Origin of the sequence: Streptomyces sp. NPDC003077, from assembly GCF_040611095.1 — a bacterium.
Lineage (GTDB): Bacteria > Actinomycetota > Actinomycetes > Streptomycetales > Streptomycetaceae > Streptomyces.
The window spans coordinates 97,798-113,902 of the sequence record NZ_JBEXNM010000011.1 but is presented as its reverse complement, the minus strand read 5'-3'; the positions used below and the strand labels follow the sequence as shown (position 1 = coordinate 113,902).

Sequence of the window (16,105 nt, the reverse complement as noted above, 5' to 3'; positions counted from 1 at the left end):
CGACCAGGAATGGGGAGTGGATCTCTATGCGGCGCAACATCGTCATCGCCACCGTGGCCGGGGCCGCGCTGATCGCCGGGGGCACCGCCACCGCCTTCGCGCTGAGCGGCGACGGGGAGGGCCGGTCCGAGGCGGCGGCCGGTACGCGGTTTGCGCAGGAGGACGACGGGGACGGGGACCGGCCTGCGGGCGGGACACCCCGGGTGCTCGCGCCGGAGGCCGCGAGCGCGGCGCTGAAGGCCGCGCCGGGCACCGTCACCGGTATCGACCTGGACGATGACGACCGGTCCGGCCCGGTGTGGGAGGTGGACGTCCTCGGGAAGGACGGGAAGTGGCACGACGTGACGGTGGACGCCGGCAGCGGGAAGGTGCTGGGGCAGCACGTCGATCACGAGGACGACGGCGAGCACGGCCAGGACCGCGTGCGGGCGGAGCTGCGCGGTGCCACGGTGAACGCCGCCGAGGCCGCGCGCAAGGTGGCGGGCTCCTACGGGACGGTCGTTTCGGTGGACCTGGAGGACGAGCACCGTTCGGCGGCCGTGTGGGAGGTCGAGACGGTGTCCTCCAAGGACGCCAAGGAGCACCGGGTGTACGTCGCGCCCAAGGACGGCGCGGTCACCGCGGCCCCGGCCGACGACCACGATGACGACGATCACGGGGACGACGACTGAGCGGGGCGCCCCCAGGCCGTCCCGAGTGCCCCGCGTCCGGTCCCAGGGATGGACGCGGGACCGTGGTGTCAGACCTTGCCGCGCTGGCCGCGCAGGTGCTCGGCGACCGGCGTGAGGAACTGGTGCAACTTCGCCAGGTCCTCGGGCGTGAAGAGGTCGATGAAGTGCTTGCGCACGGACGAGACGTGGTGCGGGGCGACCCGGCGCATGGTCTCCCAGCCCTCGTCCGTGAGCACCGCGAACAGCCCGCGGCGGTCGGACTCGCAGCTCTCGCGGCGTACCAGTCCGGCGTTCTCCATACGGGTGATCTGGTGCGACAGGCGGCTCTTGGACTGGAGGGTGGCGGCGGCCAGATCGCTCATCCGCATCCGCCGTCCCTCGGCTTCGGAGAGGTTGACCAGGATCTCGTAGTCGTTGTTGGTGAGGCCGAACGGCTGCAGGTCGCGCTCCATCTGGTGCTGCAGCAGCCTGATGACGTCCAGATGGGTGCGCCAGGCACGCTGCTCCTGGTCGGTCAGCCAGGGGGTGTCGCTGTCGGTCGTCATGGAAGAAGTCTACCCGTGAAAGTTGAAAGGTGAATTAATCGCCGGTGTGACGTGGCGAATACGGACGCGGGTCGGACGCTGAACGTCAGTGGTCAGGCGTTCGATGTCACCGTCCGCAGGGTACCGCTCACAGTCCGAATCGGCGCTGGAGCCCCCCGAGCTGTCCGGGGAGCTGAGGCAGTTGTGAGCCACTTTGCTGCGGCACCCCACCGCCGGGAACACCCGCTTCGTGCGGTACCTCCCCCGTGGCCCCCACCGGCATGAGCTGCTCCGTCGACTGGAGGAGCACCGTCCCCGCCCCCACGAACTCGAACTGGTGCTCCTCGCCCGAGACCCCGCCGATCCCCGTGTGGGCGCGCACCCCGCCGAGGAATCCGCGCAGGTACTGGTGGTCGTAGTGGTGGCACGGCGAGGGGCAGTCGGCCCAGCCCACCAGCGCCTGCGGGTCCACGCGCAGCGGCGGCTCCATGAAGACCACCGGCCCGTTGGAGGCCGCGACGAACTTGCCCGTCCCGATGAGCGTCAGGAACCCCGGGACGATCGACTGCTTCAGCGAGAGAGTTGGCTGAAAGGCGAGCAAGTTGCCGGCGCGAATGGTGAGATTGCCGTCCTCAAGGTCGTAGGAGTTCACATCGAACGCCCGGTCCGCGAGGATCATCGACCCCTTGCCCTGCGCCACCACCCATTCCCCGGCGTGCAGGGGCGAATGGAAACTGTGGGCGATCAGGCGGTCCAGCGGCCCGTGCCCGATGCCGTGGAAGTCGATCCGCCCGTAGTAGGCGATCATCTTCCCCTTCTGCAGGAACCACTGGCCGTCGAGCCGCACGCTGAACGCGTACGCGTTGACGTTGTCGTCGACCGGCAGCGAGTGCGGGTCGTGGACGACGGGACCGGTCACAGCTTCTCCTCCGACGCCTGGACGTAGACGGTGCCCTGCCCGGACAGCTCCAGCTGGAACGCCTCGCCGGAGCCGCGTCCCACCATGTCGCGCCAGCCGAGCGCGGTGGACAGCTTGTTGCGGACCTCGCCGCGGTGGGCGACGTACGCCTGTGGATCGACGTGGACGGGCCCCTGGGGGGTGATCGGCAGCTCCATGACGCCGCCGTGCGCCATCACGGCCACCGAGCCGTGCCCCTTGAGCGTGGTGGTGAACAGGCCCTGGCCGGTCACCTGGCCGCGCACCATGCCCATCACGCCGCCCTGCGCGCCCATGAACATCGTCCCCTGCTGGAGCGTCCCGTCGAAGGCGAGCAGCCGGTCCGCCTCGACGTAGAGCGTCTCGCCGGTCAGCTCGACGACGTGGACGTGGTGGCCGCCGTGCCCGAAGAAGACCGTGCCGCTGCCCTCGACCGTCATCAGGGGCGTCGCCTCGTTCGCGATCCGCCGGCCGATCATCGAGCCGAGGCCGCCCTGCCCGCCCTGGATGTTGGGCGTGAAGCTGACGTGCCCCTGGTAGGCGAGCATCGCCCCGCGCTGGCTGAACATCCGCTGCCCGGGGACGACCTGCGCCCGCACCATCCGGGAATTCAGCAGTGTGAACGGCATCAGATCTCACCCCCCACGGTGTTGCGCTCGCTGGGCTGGACGTAGACCAGGCCCTCGCCCTCGAAACGGATCTGGAACGCCTCGCCGGAGCCCTCGCCTATGAACGTGCGGAAGTTCACACCGGACTGGAAGTGCTGGTTGAGGTTCCCGGTGTGCGCCAGGTAGGCGCCGGGGTCCACTTGCAGTGGGTAGTCCCGGGTGACGCGCAGGACCACCGCCGTCCCGTGGGAGGTGAGGGCGGCCTGGCCGGTGCCCTCGACGGTCGTGGTGAACAGGCCGTTGCCCTGGGAGGCGCCGCGCAGGCCGGTGAAGGAGGTGCCGGTGCGCAGCGTCGCCTCCGTGCACAGCAGGTTGCTGGCCTCCACGTACAGCTTCTCGCCGTGCAGCCGGACGAGGTTGATCTCGCTGGCGCGATCGGCGAAGTAGCAGGTCCCGTGCCCCTTCACCTCCATGACGGCCATCTGCTCGCCGGTGAGGCGCCGGCTGACCATGCCGCGCAGCCCCTCGCCGCCACCGGTCAGCTTCTTGAATGACATCCGGCCGTCGTAGGCGACCATCGCGCCGTTCTTGGCCTTGACCGCGTCACCGGTCATCTCGACGGCAAGTACCTTGCTCCCCTGGAGCCGAAACTGAGCCACGCCTTGACGGTAACGGCCCGGGCGACCCCTGAACAGTGATCTTTTGGGCGCCTGTAACAATGGGAGACGCCCTTGTGAACGCATGCACAAGCCACCCCCGGCTGCGCGGCTTCCCCGTCCTCCCCTGTTCCCCCCTTTCGCTCCTTCCCTTCCACCCGAACGAGGTTCCCGTGGACATCAAGACCGCCTCTTCCCTGCGCCGCCTGCGCCTGGTCTCCGCCCCGGAGGCCGTCTCCTTCATCCTGCTGCTGATCTGCTCGGTCCTGAAGCGGACCACCGACTTCGACGCGGTGCGGCCGATGGGCTACGTGCACGGCATGCTGTTCGTGCTCTACGTGATCTTCTGGCTGGACGCCTGGAACCGCACGAAGTGGTCCAGGGGCACCGGCATCCTCTACTTCGTCCTCTCGGTGCTGCCCACCGGCGGGTTCTTCGCCGAGCGCAAGCTCAAGCGGGAGGCCGAGGCCGCGGTGATCGCCGCCCGCGCCCGCAAGGAAGGAATCGTGAACGCATGATCGTCGCCTTTTCCGTCAGCCCGCTGGGTGTGGGCGAGGACGTCGGGGAGTACGTCGCCGACGCCGTCCGCGTGGTGCGCGAGTCCGGGCTGCCCAACCGTACGGACGCGATGTTCACCTCCGTCGAAGGCGAGTGGGACGAGGTCATGGACGTCGTCAAGCGCGCGGTGGCGGCGGTGGAGGCGCGGGCCGGCCGGGTCTCGCTCGTCCTGAAGGCCGACATCCGGCCCGGCGTCACGGACGGGCTGACCTCGAAGGTCGAGACGGTGGAGCGCTACCTGGCGCGGTGAGCCGGGAGAAGCGGGGCCGCCGGGTGGGGAGGACCGGCGGGCCCCGGAACGGGCGCCCAGCACGCGAGACGAGGCTGACCACGATATGGCCGCCCGGTAGGGTCGAAGGCGTGCCGAAGTCGCTCAGTCTCCCCTTCGATCCCATCGCGCGCGCCGACGAGCTGTGGCAGCGGCGGTGGGGCGCCGTGCCGTCCATGGCCGCGATCACCTCGATCATGCGGGCCCATCAGATCCTGCTCTCCGAGGTGGACGCGGTCGTCAAGCCGTACGGGCTGACGTTCGCGCGGTACGAGGCACTGGTGCTGCTCACGTTCTCCAAGGCCGGCGAACTGCCGATGTCCAAGATCGGCGAGCGGCTCATGGTGCACCCGACCTCGGTGACCAACACGGTCGACCGCCTGGTGAAGTCCGGCCTGGTCGCCAAGCGGCCCAACCCGAACGACGGCCGCGGCACGCTCGCGACCATCACCGACAAGGGGCGCGAGGTGTGCGAGGCGGCCACCCGCGACCTGATGGCGATGGACTTCGGCCTCGGCGCGTACGACGCCGAGGAGTGCGGGGAGATCTTCGCGATGCTGCGGCCGTTGCGGGTCGCTGCGGGGGATTTCGCCGATTCGTAGGCCGGGGCGGCCGGTGGGGCCGGTCGGTCTGCGGGGCCGGTGGGCGGGTGTCCGTGCGGGCGGCCGGTAGGGCGTGTGGGTGGTCCTGACGGTGGTTGCCCGTGGGGGCTTCCCGCGGGCTTCCGGTGGGCGGGACACGAGGGGTGGGGGCGCCGAAGATCGCCCCGGAACGGGCGTTACGCTCGATGTCATGAAGAAGAGCGTGCTGACCCGATACCGGGTGATGGCTTACGTCACCGCTGTGATGCTGCTGGTGCTGTGCGTCTGCATGGTGTTCAAGTACGCCTTCGATATGGGCAAGGACCTCACCTTCGCGGTCTCCCAGATCCACGGCGTGCTCTTCATCATCTACCTGGTCTTCGCCTTCGACCTCGGCACCAAGGCCAAGTGGAACTTCGGCAAGCTGCTGTGGGTGCTGATCGCCGGAACGATCCCCACGGCGGCGTTCTTCGTCGAGCGCAAGGTCGTGCGGGAGATCGGGCCCCAGGTCACGGACGGGGCGGCGCAGCTCAGCAAGGCGTGAGGCCGCGGGGCCGGCAAGCCGCTGACGCGCGGCGTTCGTCACGCGTTGTGGAGGCGCCTTCGGGGACGGAGGCGCCTCCGTCGCTGTGCGGCCTCGGCGAACCCCGGCGTCGGCGAAGGCCGACCCCGGGGGTCCGTCCGGGGCAACCCGAAGGAATCGTTCCGGGTCGTCCCGGAGCCCGGACCAGGGAAAACCCTAGAAGAACCCTGACGTGACCGGTCTGCCATCGACAATTACTAGGACGCCCTAGTAAATTCGAAGGTATGGACGCTGACGCGATCGAAGAGGGCCGTCTCCGCTGGCAGGCCCGCTACGACTCCGCCCGCAAGCGCGACGCGGACTTCACCACCCTCTCCGGCGATCCCGTGGAGCCGGTGTACGGACCGCGTCCCGGCGACTCGGTCGAGGGATTCGAACGGATCGGGTGGCCGGGGGAGTACCCCTTCACGCGTGGCCTGTACCCCACCGGCTACCGCGGCCGGACGTGGACCATCCGCCAGTTCGCCGGTTTCGGCAACGCGGAGCAGACCAACGAGCGCTACAAGATGATCCTCGCGGCCGGTGGCGGCGGTCTCTCCGTGGCGTTCGACATGCCCACCCTCATGGGCCGGGACTCCGACGACCCGCGCTCGCTCGGTGAGGTCGGCCACTGCGGCGTGGCCATAGACTCCGCCGCCGACATGGAGATCCTGTTCAAGGACATCCCGCTCGGCGACGTCACGACCTCCATGACGATCTCCGGGCCCGCCGTGCCCGCCTTCTGCATGTACCTCGTCGCCGCCGAGCGCCAGGGCGTCGACCCGTCCGTCCTCAACGGCACCCTCCAGACGGACATCTTCAAGGAGTACATCGCGCAGAAGGAGTGGCTCTTCCCGCCCGAGCCGCACCTGCGCCTGATCGGCGACCTGATGGAGTACTGCGCGAACGGCATCCCCGCCTACAAGCCGCTGTCGGTCTCCGGCTACCACATCCGCGAGGCGGGCGCGACGGCCGCGCAGGAGCTGGCCTACACGCTGGCCGACGGGTTCGGCTACGTCGAACTCGGCCTCTCCCGCGGCCTGGACGTGAACACCTTCGCCCCCGGCCTGTCGTTCTTCTTCGACGCGCACGTGGACTTCTTCGAGGAGATCGCCAAGTTCCGGGCCGCGCGCCGCATCTGGGCCCGCTGGATGCGGGACGTCTACGGCGCCACGTCCGAGAAGGCCCAGTGGCTGCGGTTCCACACCCAGACGGCGGGCGTCTCGCTGACCGCCCAGCAGCCGTACAACAACGTCGTCCGGACGGCCGTCGAGGCGCTGGCCGCCGTCCTCGGTGGCACCAACTCCCTGCACACCAATGCCCTGGACGAGACGCTGGCGCTGCCCAGCGAGCAGGCCGCCGAGATCGCGCTGCGCACGCAACAGGTGCTGATGGAGGAGACCGGCGTCGCCAACGTGGCCGACCCGCTGGGCGGCTCCTGGTTCGTGGAGGCGCTCACCGACCGGATAGAGGCCGACGCCGAGAAGATCTTCGAGCAGATAAAGGAGCGCGGCACGCGGGCGGTGCCCGACGGTCAGCACCCGATCGGCCCGATCACCTCCGGCATCCTGCGCGGCATCGAGGACGGCTGGTTCACGGGCGAGATCGCCGAGTCCGCCTTCCGCTACCAGCAGGCGCTGGAGAAGAACGAGAAGAAGGTCGTCGGCGTCAACGTCCACCACGGCTCGGTCACCGGTGACCTGGAGATACTCCGCGTCAGCCACGAGGTCGAGCGCGAGCAGGTCCGCACGCTGGCCGCTCGCAAGGCGGCACGCGACGACGCCAAGGTCCGCACCTCGCTGGAGGCGATGCTGGCCGCCGCCCGGGACGGCCGGAACATGATCGAACCTATGCTCGACGCCGTACGGGCCGAGGCCACCCTCGGCGAGATCTGCAACGCCCTGCGGGACGAGTGGGGCATCTACACCGAACCGGCCGGGTTCTGAGGACGGCCGCGGCGGCCATGCCCGCGCGGCCGGGGCCCGGCCGCGCGGGGGAGGAACACCCGGCATGAACAGACGGCGACGCAAGAAGCTGGCCCGGCGGCTCGTCGCGGCGGGGTTCCACGGCGAGGCCGAGGTCCGCGCGCTGCTGCGGGCCGGGGCCGACCCGAACGCGGCCGACACGGACGGCACCACGCCGCTGTACGCGGCGGCGGTCCACGGCGCCGCCGGCAGCGTGCGCCTGCTGCTGGAGGCGGGCGCCGCGCCGAACGTCGAGAGCGGCCACGGCAGCGAGGGCACGCCCCTGTGCGGCGCGGCCTGCTGGGGCCACACCGAGACCGTCCGCGCCCTCCTCGCCCATGGCGCCGACCCGCGTATCCGTGAGGACCACGGCACGGGTCGCACTCCCCTGGAGTGGGCGCGTGACGGTCGCCATCCGGAGACGGTGGCGGTGCTGGAGGCGGCGTTGGCCGGGGACGCGGGGGAGCGCGGGTAGGGGGAGTTCCGGGCGTCCGCTACGGGGAGTGCCGGGCGTCCGCGACCGGCGCGTCGACCGGAGAGCGGGGCCGGGGCGCGGCCCCGCGCGCCGCGATCCGCGCGCTGCGATCCGCGCGGCGCGACCCGTCGTCCGCCGGGCGGGCCGGTGTCGTCCGTCCGGCCCGTCACCGGCTCCGTCATCCGGCTTCGTGGGCTGCTTCTGCCGGCCGCCCGTCATCCGGTCCCGTCGTCCGGCTCCAGCAGTCCCCGGACGGGGACGCCCGTGCCTCACTTGCGGCGCAGGCCCTCCTTGACCACGGAAGCCGCCTTGGCGATCAGGGCGTCGTCGCGTTCGGCGTCCTTCATATCGCGGCTGGACATGACCGCGATGAGGAGGGGGTTGCCGCCGTCCTCGGGCCACACCACGGCGAGGTCGTTGCGGCCCCCGTACCCGGCGCTGCCGCTCTTGTCGGCGACGGTCCAGTCTTTCGGGAGACCGGCGCTGACGAGCGTCTCGCCGGTGGTGTTCGTCGACATCCACTGGCGCAGCAATTCGCGTTCGCGCCGCTTCAAGGCGTCGCCGAGCAGGAACGCCCGCAGGCTCCCGGCCATCGCGCGGGGCGTGCTGGTGTCGCGGAGGTCGCCTGGTATGGCCTCGTTCAGCTCTGGCTCGTACCGGTCCATCTCGGTCACGTCGTCGCCGAACTCCTCCAGTACGGCTTCCAGCGCGTTCGGCCCGCCGAGTTCTTTCAGCAGCAGGTTGGCCGCGGTGTTGTCGCTGTACCAGAGGGCGGCGGCGCACAGTTCGCGCAGGCTCATCCCGGAGTCGGTGAAGTTCTCGGTGATCGGGGAGTTGGGCACCAAATCGTCGCGTGAGTAGCTGACGACCTTGGCGATCCCGTCCAGGCCGTTCTTCCGCAACACGGCGCCCGCCAGCAGCGACTTGAACGTCGAGGCGTACGCGAACCGCTGGTCGGCCTGGTAGCCGATCTGCCGGCCCGTGCCGGTGTCGAGGGCGTAGACCCCCAGCCGTGCGTCGAACTCGCGCTCCAGCGCGCGGAACGCGTGGTCGGTGGACGGCGCGGACGACGCGGCGGGCGCGGACTTCCTGGCGGCCACGGCGGGTTCGGCGGCGGCGCTCTGGCTGGCGGCCGGGAGTGCGACGAGGGCGAGCACACCGGCCATCCAGCCGGCGCCGCGGCGCATACGGAGCAGGTACGTCATGGTGAACCTCCAGGTCTCGGAAGAACGTCGCGGTTCGGTGGCCTTGAAGAGAGCCCAGGTCGGGCGCCCCATCCGGCCCACTGGTATCTACCGCCCCAGGCGTGGACGTACGCTCCTTTGTTGATTCGGCACGGCGGGCGTCGTGGATCTTGTTGCCGCCTGCCGCCTGCCGCCTGCCGCCGGTTCACGCGGTCCGCTGCCGGGCTAAGGCGCGTGCTCGGCTTCGGCCCGGCGCCGCTGGTCCTGGTCGCACGGGCGCGGGCGGCCCGGCTCGGAGGCCCCGCCATTCGCTTTCGCACCCGCTCCCGCCGCGCGCTCGTCCAGCGCGTTCAGGCCCCCCAGCAGCAGGGACGTCAGCTGCTCGGCCCAGCGCGCGTCCACCGGTTCCGCGCTGACCAGGGACCGGTGCACCACCGCGCCCGCGATGACGTCGAAGATCAGGCCCACCGCGCGGGCCGCCGCCGCGGCGCCCTCCTCGCCGTCGGCGTCCGGAGGCAGCTCGCCGCGGCGCTGGGCGCGGCGGCGGCCCAGAATGACCAGGCGCTTCTGCCGGTCCACGATCGCCTCGCGGATGCGGGCCCGCAGCGCCGGGTCCGTGGTGGACTCGGCGACCACCGCCATCAGCGCCGTCTTCGTCTCCGGCCGGGCCAGCAGCGCCGCGAACTGGAGCACCACGTCCTCGATGTCGGCCTGGAGGCAGCCGTGGTCGGGGAGTGCGAGTTCGTCGAAGAGGACCGCCACCGCGTCCACGACCAGCTCGTTCTTGCCCGTCCAGCGGCGGTAGAGGGTGGTCTTGGCGACTCCGGCGCGCGCGGCCACGTCGCTCATCGTCAGCTTCCCCCACCCCAGTTCGACCAGCGCGGCCCGGGTGGCGTCGAGGATCGCCCGGTCGGCGGCGGCGCTGCGCGGCCGACCCCGGCGCGCGGCGGGGGCCGGGGACGGAGTCAGGGATGGGGACGGGGATGGGGACGGGGCCGTCGATGGTGGGGGCGCCGATTGCCCGCCGTCCGGCGATACCGACTTCGATACCGACTCCGACTCCGACTCCGATTCCGATGCGGGCGGCGGCTGGGGCGGCGACGGCACCTCAACGGGCGGTGAGGGTTGTGGCGCGTGGGCGGCCTGTGAAGCACGCGAGGGGTCCGGCGCCTGTGGGGGCTGTGGCGGCTGGGACGGACTCGTGCGGCACCTCCGGCACACGGTGTCGGTGGGAGAGCAGCGGCACATGCGGGCGACCATACCGGCGGGTACGCCGCCGCGAGGAGAGTCGTGCGCGCCGTGAGTGGCGCGGGCGCGGCGGCCGAGGAGTGAGGGAGATCACGGAAGGAGCGTTCCGGGGACGCTTGCCGGGACGGGGAGCGGGAGAGTTACGCTACGAGCCGTAGCGTAAGACCGTGTACGCGCAGCACCGTGCACGAGCGACAACCACTGGCCGCGGGTGGGGACCCGGGGCTGCTACGCGACAGGCCCTTCACGGGTCACCGGCCCTGTTGGGGCCGAGCGGGTTCCGTACCCGGACGCCCGTCGGCAAGCCGGCGGACGGACGACCGGGCGCGGACTCGGGAGTGATGCCGGTACCGTCCGGGCCATCGGGCCCGGCTGCCCTCGGCGGGTGATCATGCCCCGCCGACGAACCAAGGCAATCCAGGACGAACCGGGGCCGGACCAGAACGAACCAGGGCCGGACGGACGCTCGCAGCCACCGGAATCCGATGAACCGCTGGAACACGAGCAACCACCGAAGCACGAGCAACACCAAAGCACGAGGAAATCGCCGTCAGGCCGCAGCAACGGCCCTGGCCAAGGCGGGGAACACGGCCAACGCGAGGGGGACGGCCAAGGTGACCCCGTCTCCCGCCGCACGGTTCCGGACGGACCTTGAACGGTCTCGCGGCCCTCGTCGGCACGATCGTCACAGCAACCACACCCGTAACGACCAACGCGGCAGTATGACCCCCGCCGGTCAGCGGCCCGCCCGGTCCGGAACCGTCCGCACCACCCGGCCGTCGCCCCCCGCGACCGGCCCACGGCGATTTTCGGCACCGCTTTTCTGAACGGGCCGCCGAAGGGGGAGGATGGACCCATGCAGCCACGCAACATGTCCATGAGTGGAGTCGTCGACCTCGCCGCGGTGAAGGCGGCCGGGGAAGCCAAGCAGAAGGCGGAGCAGGCCCGCGCCGAGGCGGCCCGCACGGGCGCGCGTCCCGGCGGCCGACTGGACTTCGATGTCGACGAGGCAGGGTTCCAGCAGGACGTACTCCAGCGTTCCACCGAGGTCCCGGTGGTCATCCAGTTCTGGGCCGAGTGGTGCCAGCCGTGCAAGCAGCTGCGCCCGCGGCTGGAGAAGCTGGCGGCCGAGTACGCCGGCAAGTTCGTTCTGGCCAAGATCGACGTTGATGCCAACCAGATGCTGGCCCAGCAGTTCGGGGTGCAGGGCGTGCCCGCGGTGTTCGCGGTCGTCGCCGGGCAGCCGATCCCGCTGTTCCAGGGCGCGGTGCCGGACGCCCAGATCCGTCAGGTGCTGGACCAGCTCATCCAGGCCGCCGAGCAGCAGTTCGGCATCGTCGGCGCGCCGGTCGACCCGGACGCGGCCGACCAGGAGGAGGCCCCGATGGCGCCGGTGGGCCCGTACGACGGGCTGCTGGAGGCCGCCAGCCAGGCGCTGGACGCCGGTGACCTGGGCGGCGCCATCCAGGCGTACAAGAACGTCCTCGCCGACGACCCCGCCCACCCGGAGGCCAAGCTCGGCCTGGCGCAGGCCGAACTCCTCCAGCGGGTGCAGGGCATGGACCCTCAGCAGGTGCGCAAGGCCGCGGCGGACGACCCGTCCGACGTGGCGGCGCAGATCCGCGCGGCGGACCTGGACCTGGTCGGCGGGCACGTCGAGGACGCGTTCGGCCGCCTGGTGGACACGGTGAAGCGGACCGCCGGCGAGCAGCGCGAGCAGGCACGGCTCCGGCTGCTGGAGCTGTTCGAGGTCATCGGCCAGGACGACCCGCGGGTCACGGCGGCGCGGACGGCCCTGGCGCGCGTTCTGTTCTGAGCCGTTCGGCGTTCGGCTCCGCGCCGACGCGGTTCGCGGCCGGTCCCGCCCGGCCCGTTCCTCGTTCGGCGCCGACGACTCCCCTGGGGAGCGCTCCCGGCTCGTCCGGCGGGAGCGCTCCCCGGTTCCGTTCCGCCGAGGAGATTTCCCGGCGCCCGTCCGCGCGGCCTGACGCTCCGGCCGCCGCCGGACCCCTACAGGCTTCCCGGGCATCTGCGACGCCTGCGGACAGGACACTGGCGGGTTCCCTCGGACCCCTACGGGCTTCCCCGGACATCTGCGACGCCTGCGGACAGGACACCGGCGGGCTCCCGCGAACCCCGCGGACCCGCCCCCTGCCCTCCGCCCCCGAGCCTGTCTCGAAACGGATCACCACCCGGTTCGAGACAGGCTCGTCCCATTACGCGATCGCTTCAAGCGTCCCTCTCCGCCCCATTTCTCCCACGCCTTCGCGTCCACAGGGTCCCCTGTGACGCACGGGAAACGACGGCGACGCTTTACCAAAACGTGATGGGACCCCGCCGCTGTTACTCGGAGTAAGAGGTCCACGAGTCCTTGTGGCACTTCCTCCCCGTATTTCCCCTCCGGCCCCATTGGACGCGGCGACCCAGGGTGCGCGTGGGATATCAGCCGGTCGTTGATCGGTCACCCGTCCATTACCCGCAAGTAATGACCCCTTGTGCGTTGGCCGTCGATGGACCACGATCGGCCAAGCTCGGTCCATTCCCGCAGCCCGGCAGCCGGCCGGTGCCGCGGGACACATGGGTCCCCACCGAGTGGCCGGCGCGCCTTGGCCGGTCCGGACAGGGGGGTCTCCGTCCACCGGCGGAGCCTGTCCGCAGAGGTTGCGCGAGAAGCGTGGCCAGTGGTTGTCGCTCGGGGGTGATCGCCGATGGTCCGGATGGTTCGGAACGCCGCGGGCAGTCCGCGGCGCGCCTCCGGATCGGGCGCTCTCCTTCCCGAGGACGTGGCACTTCTCCCATCCCGTACGACCGTGCTCGTACGTGAGCGGGTCGTACCGGAGATGTACGTCCGAGAAGGAGGAAAGTCATGGAGTCCCATGCTCGTGGCGGGACGAGATGGAAGCGGTTCGCCGTCGTCATGGTGCCGAGCATCGCGGCCACGGCGGCCATCGGGGTGGCCCTCGCGCAGGGGGCGCTGGCGGCCTCGTTCAGCGTGTCCGGGCAGCAGTTCAAGGTCACCGCGGACGAACTGAGCGGCAGCGGCTTCGTCCAGTACGGGGCCATCGACACCGGCGCGTCGGGTGCGGACCACCCGGTCGCCGTCGTCGGCCTGAACACCGCGGAGATCACCAACCTGTGCCAGTCCGTCGTCGTCCCCGTCCCGATCGTCGGCGACGTGACGATGCGGCTGCACGCGGGCGGCCCCGGCAGCGAGAAGGTCAAGGCGAAGACGCTCTACATCGACGCCGACGACCTCCAGACCGACGCGACGTTCAACAACATCGACATCGGCGTCGCGCTCGGCAAGAACACGCAGGGACCCGGCCCGGCCAAGCCCGGTGCCGCGGGGCAGGGCCGGTACCTGCCCGGCTCGTTCAGCCAGCAGGCGGAGTCCGTGCTGTTCAAGAACGTCAAGCAGCGCGCGTGGGCCACCACGGCCGGCACGTTCACGCTCAGCGGCCTCAACATGAAGGTCAGCAAGGGCAAGAACGAGTGCTACTGACGCACCGAAGAGGTGCCGATGACGCACGCCGCGTGTGCCGCCGACCCGCGACGCACGCGCTGCCGGTGTACGCGCCGCCGATGCGCGGAGAACGACGCACGACGACGTACCGATGCACGACGACGCACCGTTGCACGACATATGTGCTGACGAGGCGCGATACGCCGGGGTGCGTGCCGATCACGGCATGACGCACCGGCGCGCGGGCCGATGACGCACTGATCGGGCGGGCGCGGGGCGCGGTCGTACGTCCCTCGGGCGGGGCTTTCCGCCGTACGCCCCTTGAGGACGCTCGGCCGTACGTCCCCGGAAGCCGGGACGCCACCCCGTGCCCGTACGCGTCGGTGCGGCGCGCGGCACCGGCGGGGTGCCCGGTCGCCGCGCACTCCGCTCCCGCACCACCCGATTCGCCAGTCCCGAGGAGCCGTACGACATGAGCGCCGACACGCGACCAAGGCTGACCGGAGGATTCAGCCGGACGCGCAGTTCGTTCCGGGGGTGGCGCGGCCGACGCCCGTTCTGGGCCGGGCTGTGGACGCTGCTGGCCGGTCTTCCGATCATGTATTTCCCCTACGCCAACCTCCAGATCGGGTCGCTGTCGCTGCGCCTGGCGACGACGGCGGGCGCCGGCTCGCTGATCATCGGGGTGCTGCTGATCGTCCTCGGTCTGACGATGTGGTTCCAGCCCGTGTCCCGGGTGTTCGCCGGGGTCGCGGCCATCCTGCTCGCGCTGGTCTCCCTGGTCGTCTCGAACTTCGGCGGCTTCGTCATGGGCTTCCTGCTGGGGCTGATCGGCGGCGCGCTCGCGGTGGCCTGGGCCCCCGGGAAGCCCGTACCGGCCGGGGGCGACGAGTCCGGCGATCCGGCGGAGCCCGGGGACGGGCCGTCGCCCGGGCCTCCGTCCGAAGCCTCCGCGCCCGCGGGCGGCGCGGTGGTGGACCTGACCAAGAAGAGCCCCATCCACGGGACGAACGGGAGGCACAGTGCCGGGTGACGAGCTGCGTGACGGGAGCGCCGACACCGGCGCGAGAACCGGGCCGAGACACGCGGCTCCCAAGAAGCCGCTGCTGACTCGGCTGCACTTCCCCGCCGGCAAGGCGATCGCTCTCGCCGCCATGCCGACCGCCGTGCTGATGGGCATCGGCTTCACGCCCCAACTGGCGATGGCCAGACCCCAGCCACCGGCCAGCCCGTTCAAGGACGGCCCGTGCGTCACGCTCCCGGAGACGCCGGAGAAGCCGGCCGGGACGGACGGCCAGGACGCGGACGGGAAGCCGGGGAACAGCCCGTCTCCCTCGCCGGACCCCACCACCCCCGACGACGCGACGAGCCCCGACCCGGCACCGGGCGCGACCCGTGCCCCGACACCCGAGGCTGACCGGGACACCGAGACGGCCCCCGGGGCCGGCGACCGGAGCCGGGACACGCCGCCCGCACGCCCCTCGGCCCCACCGGCCAACGAACAACCGGCCCCCACCCCCTCGAAAACCCCGAACGCCACCCCCTCGCTCTCCTCTCCACCGGCGAACCCCTGGTACGACCCCCTGGGCCTCGGCAAGAAGCTCGACGACATCCTCCGCCCGGGCGGCAACCAGAACGCCGACGGTGACGCCCCCGAAGGCGACCCCAGCCCAGCCCCACCCCGGCCGACCACCTCCCCGACGCCCTCCGCCACCCCGAACCCGGCCCCCTCCGCGTCCACCACCCGCCCGGAGAACCCCGGCACCCCGACCGCCGACCCCACCCCGAAGGATGCCCCGGAGCCCCCAACCCCGCCGCCTGCGGACCCCTCGGCTCCACCGTCCCCGTCCGCCTCGCCGTCCCCGTCCACCTCGCCCTCGTCATCCGAGAGCCCCAAGGACGAGGACGGCAAACAGCCCTTCCCCTGCCCCGTCGAAAAGGATGTCGCGGGAACGGCCGAACAGCCCCCGGCCGCCATCGCCAACCAGCCCTGGCGCCTGGAAGCCAGCGACCTGACCCTGCGCAACCTCGTCTACCACGGCGTCGTCAATCTCACGACGCCCGACGGCCGCACGAAGCAGGCCCTGAAATACACCGCCAGCAGCATCGACATCGGCGACATGCACCAGATCGTGGACGGCGAGGACGGGAAGAAGTACCACGTCCAGGCCGCGCCGGACTCCACCTCCACCATTCGCGGCGGCAAGGTGACGCTCTACACCGAACGCCTGGAGGGCAACCTCTTCGGCCTCATCCCCGTCGTCTTCACCCCCCGCCTCCAGCCCCCGCCCATCCCCCTCCCGCTCGCCTACTTCACGAAGGTGAAGATCGTCCAAGCGGCCCAGTTCGGGGGGAACTTGACGGTGCCGGGGTTGCGGTTGTTTTTGACGGGGTGACCTTCTCCCG

The 16,105-nt window shown here is 71.2% G+C and carries 17 protein-coding genes; 11 read left to right on the top strand and 6 right to left on the bottom strand.

Annotated elements, in window-relative coordinates; genetic code table 11:
- Nucleotides 1-26: 26 nt before the first annotated feature.
- Nucleotides 27-671: a PepSY domain-containing protein gene (locus ABZX96_RS10735; protein ID WP_355541219.1), complete on the top strand. Its 645-nt coding sequence runs from the start codon at nt 27-29 to the stop codon at nt 669-671.
- Between the two features lie 68 nt (nt 672-739).
- On the opposite strand, the gene ABZX96_RS10730 is transcribed toward ABZX96_RS10735, so the two are convergent.
- From ABZX96_RS10730 to ABZX96_RS10715, 4 genes are all read right to left on the bottom strand, one after another.
- Nucleotides 740-1,216 carry a MarR family transcriptional regulator gene (locus tag ABZX96_RS10730; protein ID WP_355541216.1) on the bottom strand — a complete coding sequence of 159 codons (477 nt, stop codon included), beginning with the start codon at nt 1,214-1,216 and terminating at the stop codon, nt 740-742.
- A 127-nt stretch (nt 1,217-1,343) separates the two neighbouring features.
- Nucleotides 1,344-2,114 (bottom strand): AIM24 family protein, encoded by a 771-nt coding sequence (locus ABZX96_RS10725; RefSeq protein ID WP_355541213.1) that lies wholly within the window; start codon nt 2,112-2,114, stop codon nt 1,344-1,346.
- The gene (locus ABZX96_RS10720; protein ID WP_355541210.1) at nt 2,111-2,761 is read right to left on the bottom strand and encodes an AIM24 family protein; all 651 of its coding nucleotides are present in this window, start codon (nt 2,759-2,761) and stop codon (nt 2,111-2,113) included. The genes ABZX96_RS10725 and ABZX96_RS10720 overlap by 4 nt, the downstream gene beginning before the upstream one ends.
- Nucleotides 2,761-3,399, bottom strand: a complete 639-nt coding sequence (locus ABZX96_RS10715; protein WP_355541207.1) for an AIM24 family protein — start codon at nt 3,397-3,399, stop codon at nt 2,761-2,763. Before ABZX96_RS10715 ends, ABZX96_RS10720 begins: the two co-directional genes overlap by 1 nt.
- Before the next feature lie 170 nt (nt 3,400-3,569).
- On the opposite strand from ABZX96_RS10715, the gene ABZX96_RS10710 reads away from it, so the two are divergent.
- The 6 genes from ABZX96_RS10710 (at nt 3,570) to ABZX96_RS10685 (ending at nt 7,804) form a co-directional block, all read left to right on the top strand.
- Nucleotides 3,570-3,914 (top strand): DUF3817 domain-containing protein, encoded by a 345-nt coding sequence (locus ABZX96_RS10710; protein WP_355541204.1) that lies wholly within the window; start codon nt 3,570-3,572, stop codon nt 3,912-3,914.
- Nucleotides 3,911-4,204: an MTH1187 family thiamine-binding protein gene (locus ABZX96_RS10705; RefSeq protein WP_355541201.1), complete on the top strand. Its 294-nt coding sequence runs from the start codon at nt 3,911-3,913 to the stop codon at nt 4,202-4,204. Before ABZX96_RS10710 ends, ABZX96_RS10705 begins: the two co-directional genes overlap by 4 nt.
- Before the next feature lie 110 nt (nt 4,205-4,314).
- Complete coding sequence (locus tag ABZX96_RS10700) at nt 4,315-4,824, top strand: MarR family transcriptional regulator (RefSeq protein ID WP_355541198.1); 510 nt, start codon at nt 4,315-4,317, stop codon at nt 4,822-4,824.
- Between the two features lie 190 nt (nt 4,825-5,014).
- Nucleotides 5,015-5,347 carry a DUF3817 domain-containing protein gene (locus tag ABZX96_RS10695; protein WP_355541195.1) on the top strand — a complete coding sequence of 111 codons (333 nt, stop codon included), beginning with the start codon at nt 5,015-5,017 and terminating at the stop codon, nt 5,345-5,347.
- Nucleotides 5,348-5,610: 263 nt separating this feature from the next.
- Complete coding sequence (locus ABZX96_RS10690; RefSeq protein ID WP_355541192.1) at nt 5,611-7,311, top strand: methylmalonyl-CoA mutase family protein; 1,701 nt, start codon at nt 5,611-5,613, stop codon at nt 7,309-7,311.
- Between the two features lie 64 nt (nt 7,312-7,375).
- Nucleotides 7,376-7,804, top strand: coding sequence for an ankyrin repeat domain-containing protein (locus tag ABZX96_RS10685; protein WP_355541190.1), 429 nt, complete (start codon nt 7,376-7,378; stop codon nt 7,802-7,804).
- Between the two features lie 269 nt (nt 7,805-8,073).
- On the opposite strand, the gene bla is transcribed toward ABZX96_RS10685, so the two are convergent.
- Nucleotides 8,074-9,009, bottom strand: a complete 936-nt coding sequence (gene bla / locus ABZX96_RS10680; RefSeq protein ID WP_355541186.1) for a class A beta-lactamase — start codon at nt 9,007-9,009, stop codon at nt 8,074-8,076.
- A gap of 204 nt (nt 9,010-9,213) precedes the next feature.
- Nucleotides 9,214-9,957 (bottom strand): TetR/AcrR family transcriptional regulator, encoded by a 744-nt coding sequence (locus ABZX96_RS10675; protein WP_355541376.1) that lies wholly within the window; start codon nt 9,955-9,957, stop codon nt 9,214-9,216.
- Nucleotides 9,958-11,092: 1,135 nt separating this feature from the next.
- Here ABZX96_RS10675 and ABZX96_RS10670 point away from each other — a divergent pair.
- The 4 genes from ABZX96_RS10670 to ABZX96_RS10655 all read left to right on the top strand — a co-directional run bounded on the left by ABZX96_RS10670 (nt 11,093) and on the right by ABZX96_RS10655 (nt 16,095).
- On the top strand, nt 11,093-12,052 hold the full coding sequence (locus ABZX96_RS10670; protein WP_355541183.1) for a tetratricopeptide repeat protein: 960 nt from the start codon (nt 11,093-11,095) through the stop codon (nt 12,050-12,052).
- Between the two features lie 1,050 nt (nt 12,053-13,102).
- The gene (locus ABZX96_RS10665; protein ID WP_355541180.1) at nt 13,103-13,738 is read left to right on the top strand and encodes a DUF6230 family protein; all 636 of its coding nucleotides are present in this window, start codon (nt 13,103-13,105) and stop codon (nt 13,736-13,738) included.
- A 433-nt stretch (nt 13,739-14,171) separates the two neighbouring features.
- Nucleotides 14,172-14,732, top strand: coding sequence for a DUF6114 domain-containing protein (locus ABZX96_RS10660; protein ID WP_355541177.1), 561 nt, complete (start codon nt 14,172-14,174; stop codon nt 14,730-14,732).
- Complete coding sequence (locus ABZX96_RS10655; RefSeq protein ID WP_355541174.1) at nt 14,722-16,095, top strand: hypothetical protein; 1,374 nt, start codon at nt 14,722-14,724, stop codon at nt 16,093-16,095. The genes ABZX96_RS10660 and ABZX96_RS10655 overlap by 11 nt, the downstream gene beginning before the upstream one ends.
- Nucleotides 16,096-16,105 lie beyond the last annotated feature (10 nt).

What these genes read in the sequence shown, in the direction of transcription:
- ABZX96_RS10720 (WP_355541210.1), bottom strand. Translation starts at nt 2,761, where the DNA reads ATGCCGTTCACACTGCTGAATTCCCGGATGGTGCGGGCGCAGGTCGTC.
- ABZX96_RS10695 (WP_355541195.1), top strand. Translation starts at nt 5,015, where the DNA reads ATGAAGAAGAGCGTGCTGACCCGATACCGGGTGATGGCTTACGTCACC.
- ABZX96_RS10685 (WP_355541190.1), top strand. Translation starts at nt 7,376, where the DNA reads ATGAACAGACGGCGACGCAAGAAGCTGGCCCGGCGGCTCGTCGCGGCG.
- ABZX96_RS10665 (WP_355541180.1), top strand. Translation starts at nt 13,103, where the DNA reads ATGGAGTCCCATGCTCGTGGCGGGACGAGATGGAAGCGGTTCGCCGTC.
- ABZX96_RS10690 (WP_355541192.1), top strand. Translation starts at nt 5,611, where the DNA reads ATGGACGCTGACGCGATCGAAGAGGGCCGTCTCCGCTGGCAGGCCCGC.
- ABZX96_RS10730 (WP_355541216.1), bottom strand. Translation starts at nt 1,216, where the DNA reads ATGACGACCGACAGCGACACCCCCTGGCTGACCGACCAGGAGCAGCGT.
- ABZX96_RS10735 (WP_355541219.1), top strand. Translation starts at nt 27, where the DNA reads ATGCGGCGCAACATCGTCATCGCCACCGTGGCCGGGGCCGCGCTGATC.
- bla (WP_355541186.1), bottom strand. Translation starts at nt 9,009, where the DNA reads ATGACGTACCTGCTCCGTATGCGCCGCGGCGCCGGCTGGATGGCCGGT.
- ABZX96_RS10670 (WP_355541183.1), top strand. Translation starts at nt 11,093, where the DNA reads ATGCAGCCACGCAACATGTCCATGAGTGGAGTCGTCGACCTCGCCGCG.
- ABZX96_RS10660 (WP_355541177.1), top strand. Translation starts at nt 14,172, where the DNA reads ATGAGCGCCGACACGCGACCAAGGCTGACCGGAGGATTCAGCCGGACG.
- ABZX96_RS10705 (WP_355541201.1), top strand. Translation starts at nt 3,911, where the DNA reads ATGATCGTCGCCTTTTCCGTCAGCCCGCTGGGTGTGGGCGAGGACGTC.